This is a genomic window from Pseudomonas congelans (assembly GCF_900103225.1).
GTDB lineage: Bacteria > Pseudomonadota > Gammaproteobacteria > Pseudomonadales > Pseudomonadaceae > Aquipseudomonas > Aquipseudomonas congelans.
This window is the reverse complement of record NZ_FNJH01000006.1, coordinates 73,647-93,132: the sequence shown is the minus strand read 5'-3', so window position 1 is coordinate 93,132 and position 19,486 is coordinate 73,647. Positions and strand designations below refer to the sequence as shown.

26 protein-coding genes are annotated in these 19,486 nt (G+C 60.8%); 12 read left to right on the top strand and 14 right to left on the bottom strand.

Annotated elements, in window-relative coordinates:
* Positions 1–124: 124 nt before the first annotated feature.
* Positions 125–1,006 (top strand): DMT family transporter, encoded by an 882-nt coding sequence (locus tag BLR20_RS19560; protein ID WP_010436532.1) that lies wholly within the window; start codon positions 125–127, stop codon positions 1,004–1,006.
* Here the strand turns inward: BLR20_RS19560 and BLR20_RS19555 are convergent.
* The gene (locus BLR20_RS19555; protein ID WP_010436529.1) at positions 1,003–1,236 is read right to left on the bottom strand and encodes a hypothetical protein; all 234 of its coding nucleotides are present in this window, start codon (positions 1,234–1,236) and stop codon (positions 1,003–1,005) included. The genes BLR20_RS19560 and BLR20_RS19555 overlap by 4 nt on opposite strands.
* A 310-nt stretch (positions 1,237–1,546) precedes the next feature.
* Here BLR20_RS19555 and osmE point away from each other — a divergent pair, with 310 nt between their 5' ends.
* A complete protein-coding gene (gene osmE, locus BLR20_RS19545) occupies positions 1,547–1,885 on the top strand; it encodes an osmotically-inducible lipoprotein OsmE (protein ID WP_010436526.1) in 339 nt (112 codons plus the stop codon).
* Between the two features lie 65 nt (positions 1,886–1,950).
* On the opposite strand, the gene BLR20_RS28625 is transcribed toward osmE, so the two are convergent.
* A complete protein-coding gene (locus BLR20_RS28625) occupies positions 1,951–2,037 on the bottom strand; it encodes a small membrane protein YohP (RefSeq protein WP_441344152.1) in 87 nt (28 codons plus the stop codon).
* 210 nt (positions 2,038–2,247) lie between these two features.
* Between BLR20_RS28625 and BLR20_RS19535 the strand changes: the two genes are divergently transcribed.
* Positions 2,248–2,787 carry a ferritin-like domain-containing protein gene (locus BLR20_RS19535; RefSeq protein WP_003317037.1) on the top strand — a complete coding sequence of 180 codons (540 nt, stop codon included), beginning with the start codon at positions 2,248–2,250 and terminating at the stop codon, positions 2,785–2,787.
* Between the two features lie 219 nt (positions 2,788–3,006).
* Here the strand turns inward: BLR20_RS19535 and BLR20_RS19530 are convergent, their stop codons facing one another.
* The gene (locus BLR20_RS19530) at positions 3,007–5,073 is read right to left on the bottom strand and encodes an AsmA family protein (RefSeq protein ID WP_054993295.1); all 2,067 of its coding nucleotides are present in this window, start codon (positions 5,071–5,073) and stop codon (positions 3,007–3,009) included.
* Positions 5,074–5,294: 221 nt separating this feature from the next.
* On the opposite strand from BLR20_RS19530, the gene BLR20_RS19525 reads away from it, so the two are divergent.
* The 5 genes from BLR20_RS19525 (at position 5,295) to BLR20_RS19505 (ending at position 8,571) form a co-directional block, all read left to right on the top strand.
* Positions 5,295–5,927 (top strand): TetR family transcriptional regulator, encoded by a 633-nt coding sequence (locus BLR20_RS19525; RefSeq protein WP_002555418.1) that lies wholly within the window; start codon positions 5,295–5,297, stop codon positions 5,925–5,927.
* A gap of 235 nt (positions 5,928–6,162) precedes the next feature.
* The gene (gene ureE, locus BLR20_RS19520; RefSeq protein WP_054993296.1) at positions 6,163–6,663 is read left to right on the top strand and encodes an urease accessory protein UreE; all 501 of its coding nucleotides are present in this window, start codon (positions 6,163–6,165) and stop codon (positions 6,661–6,663) included.
* Entirely contained in the window at positions 6,660–7,334 is a 675-nt protein-coding gene (locus BLR20_RS19515; protein WP_054993297.1) for an urease accessory protein UreF, read from the top strand. Before ureE ends, BLR20_RS19515 begins: the two co-directional genes overlap by 4 nt.
* Positions 7,335–7,355: 21 nt before the next feature.
* On the top strand, positions 7,356–7,973 hold the full coding sequence (gene ureG, locus BLR20_RS19510; protein WP_003368915.1) for an urease accessory protein UreG: 618 nt from the start codon (positions 7,356–7,358) through the stop codon (positions 7,971–7,973).
* A 25-nt stretch (positions 7,974–7,998) separates the two neighbouring features.
* The gene (locus tag BLR20_RS19505; RefSeq protein ID WP_010438353.1) at positions 7,999–8,571 is read left to right on the top strand and encodes a HupE/UreJ family protein; all 573 of its coding nucleotides are present in this window, start codon (positions 7,999–8,001) and stop codon (positions 8,569–8,571) included.
* 41 nt (positions 8,572–8,612) lie between these two features.
* Here the strand turns inward: BLR20_RS19505 and BLR20_RS19500 are convergent, their stop codons facing one another.
* From BLR20_RS19500 to nrdR, 9 genes are all read right to left on the bottom strand, one after another.
* A complete protein-coding gene (locus BLR20_RS19500; RefSeq protein ID WP_003419519.1) occupies positions 8,613–9,032 on the bottom strand; it encodes a hypothetical protein in 420 nt (139 codons plus the stop codon).
* Positions 9,029–9,646, bottom strand: a complete 618-nt coding sequence (gene ribA / locus BLR20_RS19495) for a GTP cyclohydrolase II (protein WP_003368920.1) — start codon at positions 9,644–9,646, stop codon at positions 9,029–9,031. Before ribA ends, BLR20_RS19500 begins: the two co-directional genes overlap by 4 nt.
* A 133-nt stretch (positions 9,647–9,779) precedes the next feature.
* Complete coding sequence (thiL, locus tag BLR20_RS19490) at positions 9,780–10,745, bottom strand: thiamine-phosphate kinase (RefSeq protein WP_032615653.1); 966 nt, start codon at positions 10,743–10,745, stop codon at positions 9,780–9,782.
* Positions 10,746–10,761: 16 nt separating this feature from the next.
* Positions 10,762–11,259, bottom strand: coding sequence for a transcription antitermination factor NusB (nusB, locus tag BLR20_RS19485; protein WP_003419525.1), 498 nt, complete (start codon positions 11,257–11,259; stop codon positions 10,762–10,764).
* Positions 11,256–11,732 (bottom strand): 6,7-dimethyl-8-ribityllumazine synthase, encoded by a 477-nt coding sequence (gene ribH / locus BLR20_RS19480; RefSeq protein WP_002555427.1) that lies wholly within the window; start codon positions 11,730–11,732, stop codon positions 11,256–11,258. The genes nusB and ribH overlap by 4 nt, the downstream gene beginning before the upstream one ends.
* A 130-nt stretch (positions 11,733–11,862) precedes the next feature.
* Positions 11,863–12,954, bottom strand: coding sequence for a bifunctional 3,4-dihydroxy-2-butanone-4-phosphate synthase/GTP cyclohydrolase II (ribBA, locus tag BLR20_RS19475; protein WP_010438336.1), 1,092 nt, complete (start codon positions 12,952–12,954; stop codon positions 11,863–11,865).
* A gap of 21 nt (positions 12,955–12,975) precedes the next feature.
* Positions 12,976–13,638, bottom strand: a complete 663-nt coding sequence (locus tag BLR20_RS19470) for a riboflavin synthase (protein WP_003317049.1) — start codon at positions 13,636–13,638, stop codon at positions 12,976–12,978.
* Between the two features lie 47 nt (positions 13,639–13,685).
* The gene (gene ribD, locus BLR20_RS19465; RefSeq protein ID WP_162235659.1) at positions 13,686–14,786 is read right to left on the bottom strand and encodes a bifunctional diaminohydroxyphosphoribosylaminopyrimidine deaminase/5-amino-6-(5-phosphoribosylamino)uracil reductase RibD; all 1,101 of its coding nucleotides are present in this window, start codon (positions 14,784–14,786) and stop codon (positions 13,686–13,688) included.
* Between the two features lie 41 nt (positions 14,787–14,827).
* Positions 14,828–15,292, bottom strand: a complete 465-nt coding sequence (gene nrdR, locus BLR20_RS19460; protein WP_003317051.1) for a transcriptional regulator NrdR — start codon at positions 15,290–15,292, stop codon at positions 14,828–14,830.
* A 176-nt stretch (positions 15,293–15,468) separates the two neighbouring features.
* On the opposite strand from nrdR, the gene BLR20_RS19455 reads away from it, so the two are divergent.
* The 3 genes from BLR20_RS19455 (at position 15,469) to trxA (ending at position 17,681) form a co-directional block, all read left to right on the top strand.
* The gene (locus tag BLR20_RS19455) at positions 15,469–15,918 is read left to right on the top strand and encodes a hypothetical protein (protein ID WP_003317052.1); all 450 of its coding nucleotides are present in this window, start codon (positions 15,469–15,471) and stop codon (positions 15,916–15,918) included.
* Complete coding sequence (locus BLR20_RS19450) at positions 15,915–16,568, top strand: class I SAM-dependent methyltransferase (RefSeq protein ID WP_054993299.1); 654 nt, start codon at positions 15,915–15,917, stop codon at positions 16,566–16,568. The genes BLR20_RS19455 and BLR20_RS19450 overlap by 4 nt, the downstream gene beginning before the upstream one ends.
* Before the next feature lie 240 nt (positions 16,569–16,808).
* Complete coding sequence (gene trxA, locus BLR20_RS19445) at positions 16,809–17,681, top strand: thioredoxin (protein WP_054993300.1); 873 nt, start codon at positions 16,809–16,811, stop codon at positions 17,679–17,681.
* A gap of 54 nt (positions 17,682–17,735) precedes the next feature.
* Here the strand turns inward: trxA and BLR20_RS19440 are convergent, their stop codons facing one another.
* Positions 17,736–18,089 carry a hypothetical protein gene (locus tag BLR20_RS19440; protein ID WP_054993301.1) on the bottom strand — a complete coding sequence of 118 codons (354 nt, stop codon included), beginning with the start codon at positions 18,087–18,089 and terminating at the stop codon, positions 17,736–17,738.
* 61 nt (positions 18,090–18,150) lie between these two features.
* Positions 18,151–18,573, bottom strand: a complete 423-nt coding sequence (locus BLR20_RS19435) for a nuclear transport factor 2 family protein (RefSeq protein ID WP_054993302.1) — start codon at positions 18,571–18,573, stop codon at positions 18,151–18,153.
* A 301-nt stretch (positions 18,574–18,874) separates the two neighbouring features.
* On the opposite strand from BLR20_RS19435, the gene BLR20_RS19430 reads away from it, so the two are divergent.
* Positions 18,875–19,462: a DUF2796 domain-containing protein gene (locus tag BLR20_RS19430; RefSeq protein WP_010438315.1), complete on the top strand. Its 588-nt coding sequence runs from the start codon at positions 18,875–18,877 to the stop codon at positions 19,460–19,462.
* The last annotated feature ends 24 nt before the right edge of the window (positions 19,463–19,486 follow it).

Genomic DNA, 19,486 nt, shown 5'->3' with positions numbered 1-19,486 from the left:
GGCGGCACAGGCTGAGATTCAGTGTAGTCAGCGTCTGCGGTCTATGACGGAACACAGAGCATCGCCGCTGGCATTCTCGACAAACAGGCGGATAATTACGCCTCGCTTTAACGATGATCCCCTCATGCAATACGCTTTCCCGCTGATTACCGTCCTTATCTGGGCGATCAACACAGCCGTCACCAAGGCGTCTGCCGGGGTGATCTTTCCGGCTGAAATAGGCTTTTATCGCTGGGCGCTGGCCGGTTTGCTGTTCACACCGTTCATGCTCGGACCTGTGTGGGCGAACCGCGCGGCGATCAAACCGGTACTCGGCAAGATTTTCATTCTGGCCGTGCTTGGCACCGCGCTGTATCAGAGCCTGGCGTATTTCGCGGCCAGCCTGACAACCGCCACCAACATGGGGATCATTCAGTCGATGGTGCCGATGATGGCGCTGGGGCTATCGATAGCCTGCCTCGGCACTCGCCTGACCTCCGGTGCGCTGCTCGGGGCGGTGCTGTCATTTGCAGGGGTGATCGTGGTGGTCTCGGCGGGCAATCCGGCCGGCCTGATCGAGCAGGGCGTCAATCGGGGCGATGCGATGGTGCTGGTGGCAGCCGCATCGTATGCGGTTTACAGCACGTTGCTGAAGAAGTGGCAGTTGCGTTTGCCGCCCCTGCAGTTGCTTTACGTACAGATCCTGCTGGCGATTATCGTATTGCTGCCGCCGTTCATGCTGTCGGCGAAAACCGGCCTGAATACAAGCAACATCCCGATGGTGCTGTATGCAGCAATTCCGACGTCGATGCTCGCGCCGTGGTTGTGGATGACCTCGATCATGCGCCTGGGCCCCAGCCGCACAACACTGTTCTTCAACCTGATGCCCATCGCCACGGCATTGATTGCCGCGGCGACACTGGGCGAGCAACTGGCGCTCTATCACCTGTTCGGCGGAGCGCTGACGCTGTGCGGCGTCATCCTCGCGGAGCGCTGGACGACGCCGCTGCGGTCCAGGGCGGATTAGGCAGTCGCGCTGCCTTCGCTGCCCTCCAGGCTGTGAATCGACACATCGGTGATACCGGCGGCAAGAGGCAGCCCGGTTTCACCCATTGGAAGCTCGTCCAGTTCTACGTGATGCTTGAGCGCCAGCTCGTGCACCACTTCGATGATGGGCACGTCAAGATTCTCGATAACGTCTACGTGGTGCTCGCCGAGCAGGGTGTACTCGATCTCATACAGTTCTTTATCGCTCATCGCATCTTCCTGGCCGTCACTGAGGAGCGGCTGATTAACGAACTACGGTCCGACAACCGATGACCGAGCCCAAGGCTGAGCAAAACGCTCAACCATGCCATCAGATTGACCTCGGCCTTTCGGGAACGTGCGAGGAATATTCAGGGCGCTTTTCATGCCCGATCGTCATGGCGTTCATGGGATTCAGCAACGGCATCAGAGTGGATGCAAAGTACTGCCTCATCGCCATCTTTTTTTCGAACTCTTGAGCCTCTCCCCTGCTCCAAGGCATACCGGGCCAAAACCGGCTCTGACATGTGGAGCAATAACGATGTACAAAAAACTCTTCGCGGCGACCTTTGTATTGGCGACGATGGCTGGCTGCAGCAACACAACCGTGCAGAACCCGGTGGACTACGTCACTTATCGCAACGAGCCGCTGGTCAAGCAGGTCGAGAACGGCATGACGCGCCAGCAGGTCCTGACTATCGGCGGTGAGCCTTCGAGCACCATCGAGCGCCAGGTCAACCCAGGCACTTGCAACAACTACGTCATGAACAAGGACGGCCACAAACAGGTTTACCACGTCAGCTTCAACAGCGACGGCCGTGTGACCAACAAGGGTTTCATGACTTGCGAACAACGCGAGAAGAACGAAAAAGCGATGTAATCAAAAGACAGGCACAAACAAAAAGCCCGAGGCATAAATGCCTCGGGCTTTTTGTTGAATGCTTTTTAGAAAACCAGCTTGAACAGGGCGATAACCACGACCAGGCCGATCAGAAAGATGATGCCGACGGTGCTTCCCAGGAACTTGAGCATTGTGTATCTCCACGATTTATTTGGGTCTCAAGGTTGGGACCGCGGGGCTCGGTACTCGTTTCTTATATTTTTACATTCAGTCACAACCGTCGGAACCAGGGAAAATCCGATAAAACTTTTTGCCTCCTTCGGCACTCACAATCTTTGCTGATCCTGCCGGGCCACCTATAGAGCGAGACAGCAAAACCTGATGAGTCCTGGAGATAAATGATGAATTCTGCACCGCAATCACAGCTTTCCGATGTAAACACTCTGCGCCAGCGCGCACGCCAGAACGTTGAGGATGGTGCTGTGACTCAAGGTTACAGCGCTGACCGCGAAACGGTCCTGCGCCTGCTCAACGAATCGCTGGCTACCGAGCTGGTCTGTGTGCTGCGCTACAAGCGCCACTACTACATGGCGTCGGGCCTGAAAGCGAGCGTCGCGGCAGCCGAGTTTCTGGAACACGCAGAGCAGGAAGCGCAGCACGCTGACAAACTGGCCGAGCGTATCGTGCAACTGGGCGGCGAGCCGGAGTTCAACCCGGACACCCTGTCCAAGAACTCCCACGCGCAGTACGTGGCTGGCAACACGCTGAAGGAAATGGTCTACGAAGATCTGGTTGCCGAGCGCATCGCCGTCGACAGCTATCGCGAGATCATTCAATACCTCGGCGACAGTGATCCGACTACCCGCCGCATCTTCGAAGAAATCCTTGCTCAGGAAGAAGAGCACGCCGATGACATGGCAGACATTCTGAACGATCTGTAACGCGCGGCAGCAAATGAAAAGCCAGGACCTGTGTCCTGGCTTTTTTGTGGGGGATATTTTCTCAGGCCTGACGTGTGAACATCGTTCCGCACGCTCCAGCGTGGGAATGCATTTTCTGCACGCTCTACGTCCGCCCGAGTCTGCGCCGGGGCGCACACGTGTGACGCGAGCGTCACAAAACGCATGCCAACGCGGAGCGCTGGCATGAGAGATTGAGCATCACTTCACCGTTTTGGGCGCCTTGCCGGTGCGCATCTGCTCCAGCAGCGGACCACACTGATTCGGCTCGCTGTCGCCAGTGGCGACCAGCGCGAGCAAACCGGCAACTGGACCTACGGTTGCACCCAGCAACACCATGCCGGCTCCGCGCAGCAACAGCGGGCCGGACTGTACGCCTGCGTTGGGCTTGGCGAACGGACCGTTGACGTACAGCGGCGAACGCAGCGAGAACACGCGGAAGCCTTTGGATTCAGGGTTGATCTGCAGGTCCAGTTGCTCGGTCTTCAGGTTCGCGGTGCCGTTGATATAGATGATGGCGTTCTCGGTATCGAAGACAAACAGCCTGCTGGTCGCCAGCCCGTCCTTGATGCCAAAGTTAGAGGCTGCGCAATTGATCTTCACGTCCTTGTCGCCGAACAGTTTGCCGACCACGTAGTTGCCCACGTTGAGCCCGGCAATTTCCATCAGGCCACGACTGATCGCACCGTCGTTCACCAGCATCTTCATTTCGCCGTTGGCAGTCCCCAGCAAGGCTGCAACCGAGTTGCCGCGCCCGCTGATGTCGGCATCGCCATTCAGCTCACCGAAGCTGGTTTTCATCGGTTCGAAGGTCGGGAACAGCTGCTTGAGCTTGAAATTACGCGCCGACAGCTTGGCCCTGCCCTGCATCGGTTTGTTTTGCCCGTTCAGGCGAATGTCCGCGTCCAGCTTGCCGCCTGCCACTCCAAAACGCAGCGGCTCGAGGCTCAACTGACCATCGTCGAGAACCAGATGGGTGTAGAGGTCGGTGAACGGCAGATCCGGGCTCTGCACGATGCGCTTGCCAGTGAACTCCACATCGGCATCCATCGCCCGCCAGCGATCAGTCTGAAACTCTTCTACAGGCAGGACCTTGCCCGAAGGCTGCTTGCTCTCGCCACCGCGCTTTTTCTGTGCGGCATTGGAGTCCGCACCGATCAGCGGCGCGAGGTCACTGAACAGCAACTGGTTAGAGACCAGCACGCCACTCAGCTTGGGCCGGGGCTGACTGGCGACGAAGCCCAGATCGCCATGGATATCGCTGTTGCCGATCTTGCCGTTGAAGCCTTCGTAACGGAAGTTGGCGCCGGCCGGATCATGCAGTTTGGCGATCAGACGGCCATCGGTTGAGTACGCCGGAGAATCCGGCAATGTCACGCCAGTGAGCGGGTAGAGATTGCTCAGGCTCGCGCCGGAAAGCTTGAGGCGCAGGTCCAGCGCGCCCAGGTTCTGTGGATCGGTCAGGGTCCCGGCGATCACCGCATGGGTGTCACCGACCTTCACGTCAGCCTGCACCGGAAACGGTTGACTGGAATCCTTGAGCGCGAGCAGACCGCCGACCTTGCCGGTGCCGCTCAGCTTCTGACCGTGGTACTGGCCGGTGACCGCCAGACCGAATGCATAGTCCTGCGGCACTGCGCCCTTGTCCTGGGCCTTTTTCGCTTCCTTGCTGCCGGCGATTTCACTGAACGGAATCGGCTTGCCGAGCAGGTCGATCACTACGTCCAGATTGGCGTTGAGTCTCTGGTCATTGAAGCTCACCAGTCCCTTGTCGAACTTGATCGCGCCGATGTCCATCACCCATTTGGATGGCTCGGCATTCGGATCGGACTTGGGCAGATCGAACACCCAGTTGGCGCGACCATCGGCCAGACGCTCCAGACGGGCCTCGGGGCCGGTCAGATCGATACGCGGGATAACCACTTGCTGAGCCAGCAGCGGCAGCAGCGAGAGACGAAATTCGACATGCTTGAGGATCACCATCTGCGGGGTCTTCGACCACTCGGGATTACCCAGGCTCAGGTCATCGGCGACAAAGTGCGGCGACGGCACCCAGGCACGCCAGCCACCGAGTTCGGGCTCGCGCGTCCAGCGCACATCCAGGTCACCATTGATGGCGAACGGGCGATGCAGCGCTTCGCTGACTTTCTCATTGAGGGTGGGTTTGATGCGATTCCAGTCGAAAGTGACAATCACAATGACCAATATGGCCAGCACCACCAACAACGTGGCACCTGTCCAGGCGAAAATCTTGCGGCTGCGCGTCATGCGTCACTCTCCAGAAAACAGCGCCCCGACCCTGGCGCGCTGAATACGACATGAATGTTCGACTGACAAACGCGCCGAGGGTTTGATTTGAATACGAAAATGCGTCGAAGGCCAGCACTCATGTTCTATTCCGGCAAGAAGCCCGACTGAAAACCCTTTCGACGCAGGTAAAGCGCATTTGCTAAAGTGCAACCCAGCCTAATCCAAGAATCGTTTGAGCCATGCTGCCCCGCGCCGAACAGAAGCAACAGACCCGAAGAGCCCTGCTCGATGCTGCCCATCAACTGATGGAGAGCGGGCGCGGCTTCGGCAGCCTTAGCCTGCGGGAAGTGGCGCGCACGGCAGGCATCGTACCGACCGGCTTCTACCGGCACTTTGAAGACATGGACCAGTTGGGGCTGGCGCTGGTCAGCGAGGTCGGCCAGACCTTTCGCGAGACTATCCGGCTGGTGCGCCACAACGAATTTGCTATGGGCGGGCTGATTCGCGCGTCGGTGAAGATATTCCTCGAACGCGTGGCGGCCAACCGGTCGCAGTTCCTGTTTCTGGCGCGCGAACAATACGGCGGCTCCTTAAAGGTGCGTCAGGCACTCGGCGCGCTGCGCGAAGGCATCAGCGCTGACCTCACGGCCGACTTGGCAAAGATGCCCAAATGGCAGCATTTGAATGCCGATGCACTGTCGATCATCGCCGATCTGGTGGTGAAAAGCGTGTTTGCGATGCTGCCGGAACTGATCGATCCACCTCCCGCCTCACTCGCTCCGCACCTGACACCTCAGGCCAAGATCACCCAGCAACTGCGCTTCATCTTCATCGGCGCACGGCACTGGCGGGGCCTGGGCAGTCACGATTGAGCGTCAGCTCGCTCTGTTTCTCCCAGACACACAAACCGTCTCGCTATTAACTTCCCCTTTTAACAACAGCGCCGCACCAACATGAAGCACCCAGCCAATTAAGCACCTGAATAGAGCACCGAGACGCTTACCGATACGCGTACCGTCGCCTCTGTCAGCCATTTCCCCACAAACTGCACTGTTGGCAAGCCCCTTGCTCTGATTTGAAGCATCGCAATTGGCTGGAAGCAATCTGATGCTGGTGATTCACAATCGAATCGAACCCCAGGCCGAATGGGCCGCCGAGCTGCACTTGAATTTCGAGGCACGCAGTAAAAGTCGTCTGCGTTGCTTTAGTGCGGAAAACGAAGACGTCGGTCTGTTTCTGCAGCGTGGCCAGTCGCCGCTGCGCGATGGCGAGTTTCTTCAGGCCCAGGACGGCCGTGTCGTACGTGTCTGTGCCCGTCCGGAAAAACTCATGCATGTCACGTGCAGCAGCACCTTCGAACTGACCCGCGCGGCCTATCACCTCGGCAACCGTCACGTGGCCCTGCAAGTCGGCGACGGCTGGCTGCGCCTGCTCGACGATTACGTGCTCAAGGCGATGCTCGACCAGTTGGGCGCCACTGTCGAAACCATCGAAGCGCCGTTCCAGCCGGAACATGGTGCCTACGGCGGCGGGCATCATCACTCGCGCGCAGGCGAGGAGGATTTCAACTATCCGCCGCGCATGCACCAGTTCGGCGTGCGCAAGTGAACAGCGCCTGGGCGCTGTTGCGCCTGGCCAGCCCGCAGTTGCCTATCGGTGGCTACAGCTATTCGCAAGGGCTGGAAATGGCAGTGGAGCAATCCATTGTGGTGGACCCGCAGAGCGCGGGCCGCTGGATCGGCGATCAACTGTTGCTCAATCTCGCGCGCTTCGAGGCTCCCCTGCTGCTGGCTCATTGCGAGGCGGCAGCAGCCGGTGACTGGGGCCAGCTGCTGCAAGTCAGCGAACAGCATCGCGCCAGTCGCGAGACCCGCGAGTTGCATCTGGAAAGCCGGCAGATGGGGTACTCGCTGCAGCAGTTGCTCAATGGCCTGCCTGAACTGGATCGTGATGCGCGGCATTTTCTGCAGCAGACTGGCGAGCCGCACCTGGCTCTTGGCTGGGCGCTGGCCGCACGCGCCTGGCAGATCAGCCCGCAGGATGCGCTGGCGGCATGGCTATGGAGCTGGCTTGAAAACCAGCTGGCCGTGTTGATGAAAACCCTGCCGCTGGGCCAGCAAGCCGCCCAGCGCCTGACCAGCGAACTGCTGCCGCTATTGCAGCAGGCGCAGGTCAGTGCCAGCACACAAGATCCCCGCCATGCCGGCAGCGCAGCCTTCGGCCTGTCCCTGGCGAGCATGGCGCATGAACGTCAATACAGCCGGTTATTCCGGTCCTGATCAGCCCTTATGGAGAACTCAATGAACAGCCAACCTCTGCGTGTCGGAATCGGTGGACCGGTCGGGTCCGGCAAGACGGCGCTGACCCTGGCGCTGTGCCTGGCATTGCGCGACCGCTATAACCTGGCCGTCGTGACCAACGATATCTATACCCGCGAAGACGCTGACTTTCTGGTGCGTAACGAGGCACTGGCACCTGAGCGCATCATCGGCGTTGAAACCGGCGGCTGCCCGCACACCGCCATTCGCGAGGATGCTTCGATCAACCTGGAAGCAGTCGACCAGCTCAATCGCCGCTTCGAAGGCCTGGACCTGATCATCGTCGAATCCGGTGGCGATAACCTTTCCGCGACCTTCAGCCCGGAGCTTTCCGACCTGACCATCTACGTGATCGACGTGTCGGCCGGCGACAAGCTGCCGCGCAAGGGCGGTCCGGGCATCTGCAAGTCCGACCTGCTGGTGATCAACAAGATCGACCTCGCACCTCTGGTGGGCGCGTCACTGGAAATGATGGACAGCGACACGCGCAGGATGCGCGGCGAAAAGCCGTTCGTGTTCAGCAATCAGAAAACCGGTCAGGGTCTGGAACAGATCATTGCCTTCATTGAGCGCCAGGGCCTGCTGACTGCAGCCGCCTGAATTCACAACCAAAAGGAACCCGTCGATGAACTACAAAAAAGCCCTTGGCGCCCTCGCGCTGTTGCTGGTCCCGACTCTGGCGCTGGCTCACCCCGGTCATGGCGATAACGGCCTGATCGCTGGTATCAGCCACCCGATCGGTGGGCTGGATCATTTGCTGGCCATGCTTGCCGTCGGCTTGTGGGCTGCGCAGCAACAAGGCTCGGCACGCTGGGCGCTGCCGTGCACCTTCGTCGGCACCATGCTGATCGGCGGCGTGCTGGGCTTTGAAGGTCTCAATCTGCCGGCGCTGGAAAGCGGCATTGCAGCATCGGTGCTGGCTCTGGGCCTGGCCGTGGCATTGGCAGTGCGTCCACCGCTGGCCTTGGCGGTCGCAGCAACGGCAGTGTTTGCTCTGTTCCACGGCGTGGCGCACGGCCTTGAACTGCCGGAAATGTCCAGCCCATGGGCGTACGCAGCAGGTTTCGTTGCAGCGACTGCGGCCTTGCATGCGCTGGGTTATGCAGTGGTTCGCATATTGCCTCAGGCGGCAGCACCGCTGGTGCGTATCGCCGGTGCGGCCTCTGCAGCAGCCGGTGTGTGGCTGTTGGCAGCCTGATCGGGTTTCGCGCTGATCGTGTTCGCTTCAGCCGGGGATGATCAGCGCGAAGGCGCGGGGATGCGGTACAGGTAGAGCAGCACTGCGCTGGCAAACGCCAGCAGGCAGACCGGCAAGGGATGCAGACCGAACAGAACCGCGATGGCAGCGATCCAGGCAGGCAATCCGGCGGCCAGGAAGGCCAGGCGGCGGATGGCGGCGAGTTTGAGCCAGGCTGCCGGCTCCTCCGGTGTATCGAGTGCAGCCTGGGTAACCGCCAACGCACGCTTGTAGGCGCCGAACGGTTTGAGGCTGACGAACATCGAGCCTATCCCGGCGATGAACAGCGGGATCGCCAGCACCGGAATGAGCGGTTCGCTGGCACCAAAAAATACACAGACCACCAGCAATGGCGCCAGGGTCAGACCCAGTTGACGCCACCATTGCATCTCCAGCTTTTGACGAACCTCGCTGCGTGTCACGCGGGGCCGACCTCGCTTTGATGTTCGTTGCCCATCATGTGCCCCAGCTTGCCCGCCTTGGTCGCCAGATAAAGACGATTGTGCGGGTTCTGCCCGGTGTGCAGAGGCACGCGCTCGGCGACCCTGATACCCATGTCGGTCAGGGCTTTGACCTTGCGCGGGTTGTTGGTCATCAGCCGCAACGACTGCACACCCAAGTGCTGAAGCATCGGCAGACAGATGGCGTAGTCACGCTGATCGGCAGCAAAGCCCAGACGCTCGTTGGCTTCAACCGTGTCGGCGCCGCCATCCTGCAGCTCATAGGCCCGGATCTTGTTCATCAGACCGATACCGCGCCCTTCCTGGCGCAGGTACAGCAGCACGCCACGCCCTTCGGTGGCAATGGCGCGCAGGGCAGCCTCCAGTTGAGAACCGCAATCGCAACGCTGACTGAACAGGGCGTCGCCCGTCAGGCATTCGGAATGTACGCGACCCAGAACCGGCTCACCGTCCGCCACATCGCCCAGACTCAGGACGACGTGTTCACGGCCGGTTGCCGACTCGATAAAGCCGTGCATGGCAAACTCTGCAAAGGGAGTGGGCAGTTTGGAAGCGGCGACAAAGACGACGGGCACCGTGTGCTCCTGATCAGTATGAAGACTGGAAATTCGCAAGATTTGCATTGTAACAGCAGGTTCTTGCAGACGCTCAGGGTGAATTCTCGGGCATTTAGATCATAAAGTTCGATAGATAGAAGCGCTCACCCACTCACTGCTCACCGCCAAAATGCTGGTAACCACGCGTGTCGGGCGTGACGTCTTGCCCTGCGTCGTCGACAAGAACGACACCGTGCCCCTGCTCTACCCGGCCAATGACATGCACCGGCCAGCCTTCTTTCAGCAAACCCGGCAGGTGTTCGGAGGGCAGCGTGAAGGCCAGGATGTAATCGTCGCCGCCGCTGAGCGCAGCCTGTCGGGCAGAGGACAGATCGAACAAGGTCAGCAACGGCTCGGACATCGGCAGCCGGTTACGCTCGACCACCAGACGAACACCCGACGCGCGGGCGATGTGCCCGCAGTCGGCCAGCAGCCCATCGGAGATGTCCAGCGCCGACGTCGCCCTGTCGCGCAACGCCTGCCCCAAAGCCAGCTGGGGTTGGGGCGACCAGTAGCGGGCCAGCAATGCTTCGGTGATCGAGGCCTCGGCGCTGCGCTGCTTCAATACCAGCGGCAATGCACCTGCGCCATCCCCCAATGTGCCGCCGACACACAGCAGATCACCCGCATGGGCACCCGCGCGGGTCAGGGCTGATCCGGCCGGCACAGCGCCGAACACGGTCAGTGTCAGGCTCAAGGGACCGCGTGTGGTATCACCACCGATCAGACGCAGCGAACAGCCTTGCGCCATCTGGTTCAGGCCGCGAGCGAAGGTCTGCAGCCAGTCGGCATCGACCTGCGGCAGGGTCAGGGCAAGGGTGAACGCCACAGGCCGGGCGCCCATGGCCGCCAGGTCACTGGCAGACACCGCCAGGGCACGCTGGCCAAGCAGAAAGGGGTCGCAGACGTCAGGAAAATGTACCCCGGCAACCAGGGTGTCGGTCGAGACCGCCAACTGCTCGCCGGTCGCTAACGCCAGCAACGCGCAGTCGTCGCCGATCCCCAGGGCAACTTCCCCGCCCGCCTGCGCACAGGGCGCGGCGGCGAAGTAATTGCGGATCAGCTCGAACTCTCCCATTAAGGTCAGGCGCGAATCAGCGCTTGTGGGCCTTCACTTCGACTTCACGCAGGCGCGGCGCCAGCTTGTCCAGCACGCCATTGACGAACTTGTGGCCGTCAGTGGAGCCGTAGACTTTCGCCAGCTCGATGCCTTCGTTGATCACCACGCGATAAGGCACGTCGATGCGCTTGAGCAGTTCGAAGGTAGACAGCCGCAGTACGGCCAGTTCAACCGGGTCGAGCTCTTCAATGGTCAGGTCAAGGCAAGGCGAGAGTGCGGTGTCGATCTCGGTCTTGTTGGTTGCCACGCCGTGAAGCAGCTCACGGAAGTAGGTGCCGTCAACGTTGCTGAAATCGTTGTCGACACGGAACTGCGCTTCGATCTCGTTCAACGAATGGCCAGCCATGTGCCACTGATACAGGGCCTGGGTTGCCATCTGCCGTGCTTCACGACGCTTGGCGCTCTTGCCCTTGGCGGCTTCCGGCGATTTGGCGTCGCGCGGGTTGAACTGGTCGGTATCGTCGGAAATCACTTGGCCTCCAGCTGCGACAGCAGACTGACCATTTCGATGGCGGACAGAGCGGCTTCAGCGCCCTTGTTGCCGGCCTTGGTGCCGGAGCGCTCGATGGCCTGTTCGATGGAGTCGACGGTCAATACGCCGAAAGCAACCGGCACGCCGAATTCCATGGACACTTGGGACAAGCCCTTGACGCACTCGCCTGCCACGTATTCGAAGTGCGGAGTTCCGCCACGGATCACTGCACCCAGTGCGACGATGGCCGCGAACTCGCTGCGTTGGGCAACTTTCTGCACAACCAGTGGAATCTCGAACGCACCCGGCGCGCGGATGATGGTGATGTCGCTTTCGCTCACGCCATGGCGTACCAGCGCATCAACGGCACCGCTAACCAGGCTTTCCACGACGAAGCTGTTGAAACGGCCAACTACCAAGGCATAGCGGCCCTGGGGGGCGATGAAGGTACCTTCGATGGTCTTCAAGGTCATTCGGTGAGTCTCGTATTAAAGAGCAAGCCCGCCTTGGGGCGGACTTTGAGGGATATTAGGCCACGAATCATGACTGTCAGGCCGAAACCTGCGAAAAAACCATCTTTCACAAGCCCCGATCTGCCGGTATTTATTCGGAGGGCACGTATTCTACAACTTCCAGATCGAAACCGGATATCGCATTGAACTTCATCGGCGAACTCATCAGGCGCATTTTGCGCACGCCGAGGTCACGAAGGATCTGCGAACCGGCACCGACCGTGCTGTAGGTGGTCGGCGTCTTGATCGGTTGCTGACCGGCGGTTTCGCGGATATGAGCCAGCAAAACATCGCCATCCAGCGGGTGACCGAGCAGCAGCACCACCCCGCTGCCCGCCTCGTTAACCGCGCGCATCGCGGCGCGCAGGCTCCAGCGGCCGGGCTGGCTGACCATCAACAGGTCACGCAGCGGGTCCATGTTGTGCACGCGAACCAGCGTGGGTTCTTCGGCGCAGATGGTGCCCAGGGTCAGCGCCAGATGCACGTCGCCCTCGACCGAGTCGCGGTAGGTCACCAGGTTGAAACTGCCCAGTTCGCTGTCCATCGGCTGCTCGGCAATCCGCTGAACGGTACGTTCATGGATCATCCGATAGTGAATCAGGTCGGCGATGGTGCCGATCTTGATGTCATGTTGCAGGGCAAATGCTTCGAGTTCGGCGCGACGCGACATGGTGCCGTCGTCGTTCATGACTTCGCAGATCAGGCCCGTCGGCTCGAAACCGGCCATGCGCGCCAGGTCGCAGGCCGCTTCGGTATGACCGGCGCGCGCCAGGGTGCCACCCGCCTGAGCCATGAGCGGGAAGATATGCCCCGGGCTGACGATGTCTTCGGCCTTGGCGTCCTTGGCAGCGGCAGCCTGCACAGTGCGTGCGCGGTCGGCTGCCGAGATGCCGGTGGTCACACCTTCGGCGGCTTCGATTGAAACGGTGAACTTGGTGCCGAAACCCGAACCGTTACGCGCTGCCATCAGCGGCAACTTGAGGGTTTCGCAGCGCTCGCGGGTCATCGGCATGCAGATCAGACCACGGGCGAAACGCGCCATGAAGTTGATGTGCTCGGACTTCACGCATTCGGCGGCCATGATCAGGTCGCCTTCGTTTTCGCGGTCTTCGTCATCCATGAGGATGACCATCTTGCCCTGGCGAATGTCTTCGACCAGTTCTTCGATACTGTTGAGCGCCACGCGGCACCCCCTTCAATCAATTCAGGATTTGAGGTAGCCGTTCTCGGCCAGGAAGCTTTCAGTGATCGTGCCGTGGCCCGGTTCTGCCGCCTTGTCGCCCAGCAGCAGGCGCTCCAGATAACGTGCCAGCAGGTCGACTTCCAGGTTGACCTTACGGCCGGGCTGATAGTCGGCCATGATCGTTTCGCTCCAGGTATGAGGCACGATGGTCAGTTCGAACTCCGCGCCGTTGACCGAGTTGACGGTCAGGCTGGTGCCGTCGACCGTGATCGAGCCTTTATGGGCGATGTATTTGGCCAGTTCACGTGGCGCACGCACCGTGAACTGAATGGCGCGGGCGTTATCTGCACGGGCGACGATTTCGCCGACGCCGTCGACATGGCCGCTGACAAGATGACCGCCCAGGCGCGTGGTCGGGGTCAGGGCCTTTTCCAGGTTGACCCGGCTGCCGCTCTTCAGGTCGACAAAGGCGGTGACGGTCAGGGTTTCCCGGCTGACGTCAGCCCAGAAGCCATCGCCGGGCAATTCGACGGCGGTCAGGCATACGCCATTGACGGCAATGCTGTCGCCGAGTTTGACGTCGGTCAGGTCAAGCTTGCCGGTTTCCACATAAACGCGGACGTCGCCGCCTTTGGGAGTCAGGGCGCGGATGCTGCCAATGGATTCGATAATGCCGGTAAACATGGGTCCTCCGGGAGAACAAGGGCTGCGCGCAAGGCGAAAGCCGGGAATTATACGCCGGGTGTGCGCACAGGGAGAGCGATGACTCGCCAGTCATTACCGACAGCACGCATTTCCACAATGTTCAGTTCCAGCGCCTCGCTCATCTGCGCCAGTGGCAGATCGAGCAGCGGACGGGCCGATGAGCCGAGAAACTTGCCGGCAATGAAGAGCTGAAACTCGTCGACCAGGCCGAGACGCGCAAAAGCCCCCGCCAGACGCGGACCGGCCTCGACCAGTACTTCATTGACACCCCGCGCGGCGAGCTCGCCCATCAACCTGCGCAAGTCCACATGACCGGCGCTGTCGGCCAGAGCCAGCATTTCATGGCCCTCTTCCTGGTAGCGACCTCGTGCCGACGCAGCGGCGCAGGTCACGACCAGCGCACTGCCTGCCTGGAAGAACGGTGCATCGAGCGGCACACGCAAACGGCCGTCGATCAACACGCGCAACGGCGCACGCGCAGCGGCCAGCGCGGTCAGTTCGGCATCGAGCCCAAGTTCATCGGGGCGTACGGTGAGACGCGCCTTGTCGGCCAGAACCGTATCGGCACCGCTGAGCACCACACTCGACTGGGCGCGCAGGCGCTGCACGGCAGAACGCGCCTCGGGACCGGTGATCCATTGGCTTTCGCCGCTGGCCATCGCCGTGCGGCCATCGAGACTCATGGCCATTTTGACCCGCACGTACGGCAGGCCGGTCTCCATGCGCTTGAGAAAGCCTTTGTTCAGCGCTCGCGATTCGCTTTCCAGCACGCCACATTGAACGCCGATGCCGGCGTTCATGAGGCGCAACAGGCCACGGCCGGAGACGTCGGGATTAGGGTCCTGCATCGCCGCGACAACCCGCGTCACTCCGGCTTCGATCAGTGCATCGGCGCAGGGCGGTGTGCGCCCCTGGTGACTGCACGGTTCGAGGGTGACGTAGGCGGTCGCACCTCTGGCCAGCTCGCCGGCCTGGCGCAACGCATGCACTTCAGCATGCGGCTCACCGGCACGCGCATGCCAGCCTTCGCCAACGATGCGGCCTTCACGCACGATCACGCAGCCGACTCGCGGGTTGGGATGTGTGGAGTACAGCCCCTTGCGCGCCAGCTCGAGTGCTCGCGCCATGTAATGAACGTCGAGAGCCGCCTGTTCAGTCAGCAATGCATTTATTCCTTGCCCGGCTCGCGGGCCAGACGGTCGATTTCTTCACGGAATTCGTTGAGGTCCTGAAAGCGGCGGTACACGGAAGCGAAGCGGATGTAGGCCACTTCGTCGAGCTTCTGCAGCTCGGTCATGACCAGCTCACCCACCACCAGCGATTTGACTTCGCGTTCGCCGGTCGCGCGCAACTTGTGTTTGATGTGAACCAGGGCCGCTTCCAGGCGTTCGACACTCACCGGACGCTTTTCCAGCGCGCGCTGCATACCGGCGCGCAGTTTTTCTTCATCGAAAGGCTGGCGACTGCCGTCCTGTTTGATCAGACGCGGCAAGACCAGTTCGGCAGTTTCGAACGTGGTGAAGCGCTCGCCGCAGGCCAGGCACTCGCGTCGGCGGCGTACTTGCTCGCCTTCGGCGACGAGGCGGGAGTCGATGACTTTGGTGTCATTGGCACCGCAGAAGGGACAGTGCATGGTGGCTGGCAACAAAAGAATGAGGAGCGCCATGTTAGCGCATCCTGCCGGCAAGACAAGGCTGAGGGTTTACGGTATATAGACGCGCATTAAAGCGGTGTGAAATTGTCCGGGCTCGGTAATACTGCACGCTTGGCGTCACCCAGCCTTTCGAATTTTGCCTTGTGGAGCTCTTGATGACGTTACGCCCCGCTTTTCTACTCTGCTTCATCGGCTTGCTGGCCGCGTGCAGCAGCAATGACGCGCCGAAACCCGCTGCGCCGCCACCGGTCGCACCTTCGATCAAGCTGCCCGCCGGGCCGGGGCCACTGCAACCGTACCAACGTGAACTCAGCGGCCAATTGCTGGGCGTGCCGGCCGGCGCCGAGGTCGAGCTGGCGATGCTGGTCATCGACGAGCGCGGACGTCCGCAGAAGCTGCTGACCAACACGCTGCTCAAGGGCAACGGTCAATCATTGCCGTTCCAGCTGCGTTTCAACCCGGAAGCCTTTCCGGTCGGCGGACGTGTCGAGTTGCGCGGCCGCGCCAGCAAATCCGGGCAGTTGATTCTGCACCTGCCGTCGATGCGTATCGATCAGCCGGCGACTCAGGCCCTGGGGCAGTTGCAGTTCGTCAAGGCGCCATGATTGCTCCGCAACATCTGCAACACGCGCTGAGCGAACTGCTTGGCGACGCCCGGCTGGCCGTCACTGCGCTGCCGGGGACCGATCTGAAGCTGTGGCTGATCGACGAGGCCAACATGGACCGCGCTTTCAGCCCGGATGAAACCCGGCGCATTCTGGAAGATCCACCGTACTGGAGCTTCTGCTGGGCGAGCGGCCTGGCACTGGCGCGCTTTCTGGCTGAAAACCCGCACTGGGTGGCCGGCAAGCGGGTACTGGATTTCGGTGCGGGTTCGGGTGTGGCGGGCATTGCCGCGCTCAGGGCCGGGGCGCTCGAAGTGGTGGCCTGCGATCTCGACCCACTGGCGCTCGCAGCATGCCGGGCCAATGCCGAACTCAATCAGGTGCCATTGAGCTACTCGACGGATTTCTTTGCCGAGGCGGACCGCTTCGATCTGATTCTGGTCGCCGACGTGCTCTACGACCGCGCCAACCTGCCGCTGCTGGATCAGTTTCTTTCCCGAGGCCGCGAGGCACTGGTAGCGGATTCCCGCGTGCGCGACTTCAAGCACGCTGCCTACCAGCGTCTGACGATGCTGCATGCGCACACCCTGCCGGACCTGGCCGAGCCGCACGAGTTTCGCGACGTGAGCCTCTATCACGCGGCGCGGTGAGCGTGCTGACTCACGCTTTATCGTTCCGCACGCTCCAGCGTGGGAATGCATTTCTGGACGCTCTGCGTCCGACCTTGAGCGTGCGCAGCGGCGCAGAATTGCGACGCAGAGCGTCACGAACTGCATGCCAACGCCGAGCATTCGCACGAGAGTCAGTTCCCAGCCCCATGAATGACACCGCTTTCAGCATTGCCCTGCGGGCTTTATAGTTGGCAGCATTCAGATTCTTCGAGACGTGCAATGAGCCAGGAAACTGCTTACATCTTCGATGCAACCACTGCGAACTTCGATCAACTGGTGATCGACAAGTCCTTCGACCAGCCGGTGCTGGTGGACTTCTGGGCCGAGTGGTGTGCGCCCTGCAAGGTCTTGATGCCCCTGCTGCAGCAAATCACCGAGAGCTATCAAGGCGAGCTGCTGCTGGCCAAGGTCAATTGCGACATCGAGCAGGACATCGTGGCGCGCTTCGGCATTCGCAGTCTGCCGACTGTAGTGCTGTTCAAGGACGGCCAGCCGGTAGATGGCTTTGCCGGTGCCCAGCCCGAGTCGGAAATCCGCAAGATCCTCGAACAACATGTGGTCATGCCGCCACCTTCGGCCGCCGATCCGCTCAAGCAGGCACAGGCGCTGTTTGCGGAAAGTCGTTTCGCCGAGGCCGAAGCACAGCTCAAGGTACTGCTGGGTGAAGACAACACCAATGGCGCGGCGCTGATTCTGTATGCGCGCTGCCTGGCCGAACGGGGCGAATTGAGCGAGGCCAAGGCGGTACTCGATGCTGTCACCGGTGATGCGCACAAGGCCGAACTGGCGGGCGCCAAGGCCCAGCTGACGTTCCTCGCGCAAGCCGCGACCCTGCCGGACGCTGCCGAACTGAAAAGCCGTCTGGCGCAAAACCCTCAGGACGATGAAGCAGCACTGCAACTGGCGATTCAGCAGTTGTCGCGCCAACAGTACGAAGCCGCGCTCGAGGGCCTGCTCAAGCTGTTCATCCGCAATCGCAACTACGCCGAGGGCCTGCCGCACAAGACGTTGCTGCAGGTATTCGACCTGCTGGGCAATGAACATCCACTGGTCACGGCGTACCGTCGCAAGCTGTTTGCCGCGCTGTACTGAGGCGCAACCTAACAGGCACCGCACGGGTGCCTGTTATAGCTGAGCGCCGTCAGGTCAGGTCGCCCCGACCCAACTGTACAGCGGCGCATCTCCGCCGCTCTCGACTTTCACGTTCGCCGAGTGGCGCAGGCGCACCAGCAGATGCTTGCCCGCGGCGGTGCTGCCCGCCAGCCCTTCCAGTTGCCCCAACAGATCCGGTCCACTCATCTGCCCGGCCTTGTGCAGCAATTCCTGAGCGACCTGCCAGAGCCTGTCGTCCTGGTTGAGCGGCTTGCTATCGGCCACGGCGGCGGACACCTCCGGAGCGGCCGCCTTGAGCTGCGCGCCCAGTTGCGCCCAGTCCCCTTCGTCCAGTTTAAGGGTCAAATCCACCGGCCACTGGCCTACGGTTCCACGAATACGCAACATGATGTGCACCTGCTGACAGTCAGGCGTACATGCTCCCACAGGCTGGCGCGCATTCCCATGATCAACCGTAACGCCACTGGTTGAGGACCGGTTCCTTACCGTTGATGAAATTGCCAAGCGCACGCACGTCGTAGACGTTTTCCCAGTGCTCGATGATTCGTCCATCGCGGAACCGCCACAGGCCGCAAAACGGCATGATGATTTTCCGGCCACCGCAACTGGCGCGCATCTCTCCCAACACCGAGCCGAAGTGATCGTTGGCAACGATGTCGTGGACATCCATGTACAGGGTCTGATGCGTGCGTCTGATCAGATTGATCTCGTGGGCAAGCACGGCCTCCTTGCCAACGGCTATGGACAAACCACCGCCAGCGCCTTGATCCGCCTTGTGCAGCACGATGTCAGCGTCGGCAAATTCGGTGATGCGTGTCATATCCTTGTACACAGCACGCAGGACTTCTCGGTTCGAATGGAGCTTGTTCATGAGTATCTTCCCTGATGTCGCACTCGGCCCAGGTCGAGCGCAGGTCGCGGCTGGCGATGAAAACCTTTCCTGCGCATCCGGCGCAGGTGTAGCGATTTTCATCTTCCAGAGTAGGACTTGATGACGCGAAGTGTGAGACTACTTAGGCATAAGCACTGGACCGGGTATTCCCGATAAGGCCATCAATAGCGCTTTGCTAAAGTCCGGTCACCCGGCGCCTGGATAAAAACACGTCCACGCAGACCGCCACTTGTTATAAGATCACATAACATTTTTCTCGATTATTGTTCTGGAGCCCGCTATGCGCCGTCTGCTACTCGCCCTGCCTTTCGCCCTGTTGCCACTCGTTGCTGCGCACGCTGCGGAAGAACACGACCACGATCATGGCGATGAACATGGCAGCCTGGGTGCGCACGAGCATGGCGTCGGACGTCTGGATGTGGTGCTGGAAGGCAAGACGCTGGAATTCGAATTCGACAGCCCGGCCATGAACATCGTCGGTTTCGAACACGTTGCGACCTCGGATGAAGACAAGGCCAAAGTCGCCAAGGCGCGCGAATTGCTGCTCAAGCCCAATGCACTGTTCAGCATTGCCGATGCCGCCAATTGCTCGGCCACTTCGGTAAAGCTGGAAAGCCCGCTGTTTGGTGACAAGGATGACGATCACGACGAGCATGCCGCCGCTGGCGATGCCGATCATCACGAGCACAGTGAAATCCACGGCCATTACAAGTTCGTCTGTGACGCACCGGCCATTCTGAAGAAGCTCGACCTGTCGCAAATCTTCAAAACCTTTCCCGACACCAAGAAGCTTCAGGTACAACTGATTTCGCCAGGCGGCCAGTCGGGCGCAGAAGTGATTGCAGCCAACCCAACGCTGAAATTCTGATCGCACCCTGCGGTACAACGACCG

What these genes read in the sequence shown, in the direction of transcription:
- BLR20_RS19560 (WP_010436532.1), top strand. Translation starts at nt 125, where the DNA reads ATGCAATACGCTTTCCCGCTGATTACCGTCCTTATCTGGGCGATCAAC.
- BLR20_RS19555 (WP_010436529.1), bottom strand. Translation starts at nt 1,236, where the DNA reads ATGAGCGATAAAGAACTGTATGAGATCGAGTACACCCTGCTCGGCGAG.
- osmE (WP_010436526.1), top strand. Translation starts at nt 1,547, where the DNA reads ATGTACAAAAAACTCTTCGCGGCGACCTTTGTATTGGCGACGATGGCT.
- BLR20_RS28625 (WP_441344152.1), bottom strand. Translation starts at nt 2,037, where the DNA reads ATGCTCAAGTTCCTGGGAAGCACCGTCGGCATCATCTTTCTGATCGGC.
- BLR20_RS19535 (WP_003317037.1), top strand. Translation starts at nt 2,248, where the DNA reads ATGAATTCTGCACCGCAATCACAGCTTTCCGATGTAAACACTCTGCGC.
- BLR20_RS19530 (WP_054993295.1), bottom strand. Translation starts at nt 5,073, where the DNA reads ATGACGCGCAGCCGCAAGATTTTCGCCTGGACAGGTGCCACGTTGTTG.
- BLR20_RS19525 (WP_002555418.1), top strand. Translation starts at nt 5,295, where the DNA reads ATGCTGCCCCGCGCCGAACAGAAGCAACAGACCCGAAGAGCCCTGCTC.
- ureE (WP_054993296.1), top strand. Translation starts at nt 6,163, where the DNA reads ATGCTGGTGATTCACAATCGAATCGAACCCCAGGCCGAATGGGCCGCC.
- ureG (WP_003368915.1), top strand. Translation starts at nt 7,356, where the DNA reads ATGAACAGCCAACCTCTGCGTGTCGGAATCGGTGGACCGGTCGGGTCC.
- BLR20_RS19505 (WP_010438353.1), top strand. Translation starts at nt 7,999, where the DNA reads ATGAACTACAAAAAAGCCCTTGGCGCCCTCGCGCTGTTGCTGGTCCCG.
- thiL (WP_032615653.1), bottom strand. Translation starts at nt 10,745, where the DNA reads ATGGGAGAGTTCGAGCTGATCCGCAATTACTTCGCCGCCGCGCCCTGT.
- ribH (WP_002555427.1), bottom strand. Translation starts at nt 11,732, where the DNA reads ATGACCTTGAAGACCATCGAAGGTACCTTCATCGCCCCCCAGGGCCGC.
- BLR20_RS19470 (WP_003317049.1), bottom strand. Translation starts at nt 13,638, where the DNA reads ATGTTTACCGGCATTATCGAATCCATTGGCAGCATCCGCGCCCTGACT.
- ribD (WP_162235659.1), bottom strand. Translation starts at nt 14,786, where the DNA reads ATGGCGCGAGCACTCGAGCTGGCGCGCAAGGGGCTGTACTCCACACAT.
- nrdR (WP_003317051.1), bottom strand. Translation starts at nt 15,292, where the DNA reads ATGCACTGTCCCTTCTGCGGTGCCAATGACACCAAAGTCATCGACTCC.
- BLR20_RS19455 (WP_003317052.1), top strand. Translation starts at nt 15,469, where the DNA reads ATGACGTTACGCCCCGCTTTTCTACTCTGCTTCATCGGCTTGCTGGCC.
- BLR20_RS19450 (WP_054993299.1), top strand. Translation starts at nt 15,915, where the DNA reads ATGATTGCTCCGCAACATCTGCAACACGCGCTGAGCGAACTGCTTGGC.
- trxA (WP_054993300.1), top strand. Translation starts at nt 16,809, where the DNA reads ATGAGCCAGGAAACTGCTTACATCTTCGATGCAACCACTGCGAACTTC.
- BLR20_RS19440 (WP_054993301.1), bottom strand. Translation starts at nt 18,089, where the DNA reads ATGTTGCGTATTCGTGGAACCGTAGGCCAGTGGCCGGTGGATTTGACC.
- BLR20_RS19435 (WP_054993302.1), bottom strand. Translation starts at nt 18,573, where the DNA reads ATGAACAAGCTCCATTCGAACCGAGAAGTCCTGCGTGCTGTGTACAAG.
- BLR20_RS19430 (WP_010438315.1), top strand. Translation starts at nt 18,875, where the DNA reads ATGCGCCGTCTGCTACTCGCCCTGCCTTTCGCCCTGTTGCCACTCGTT.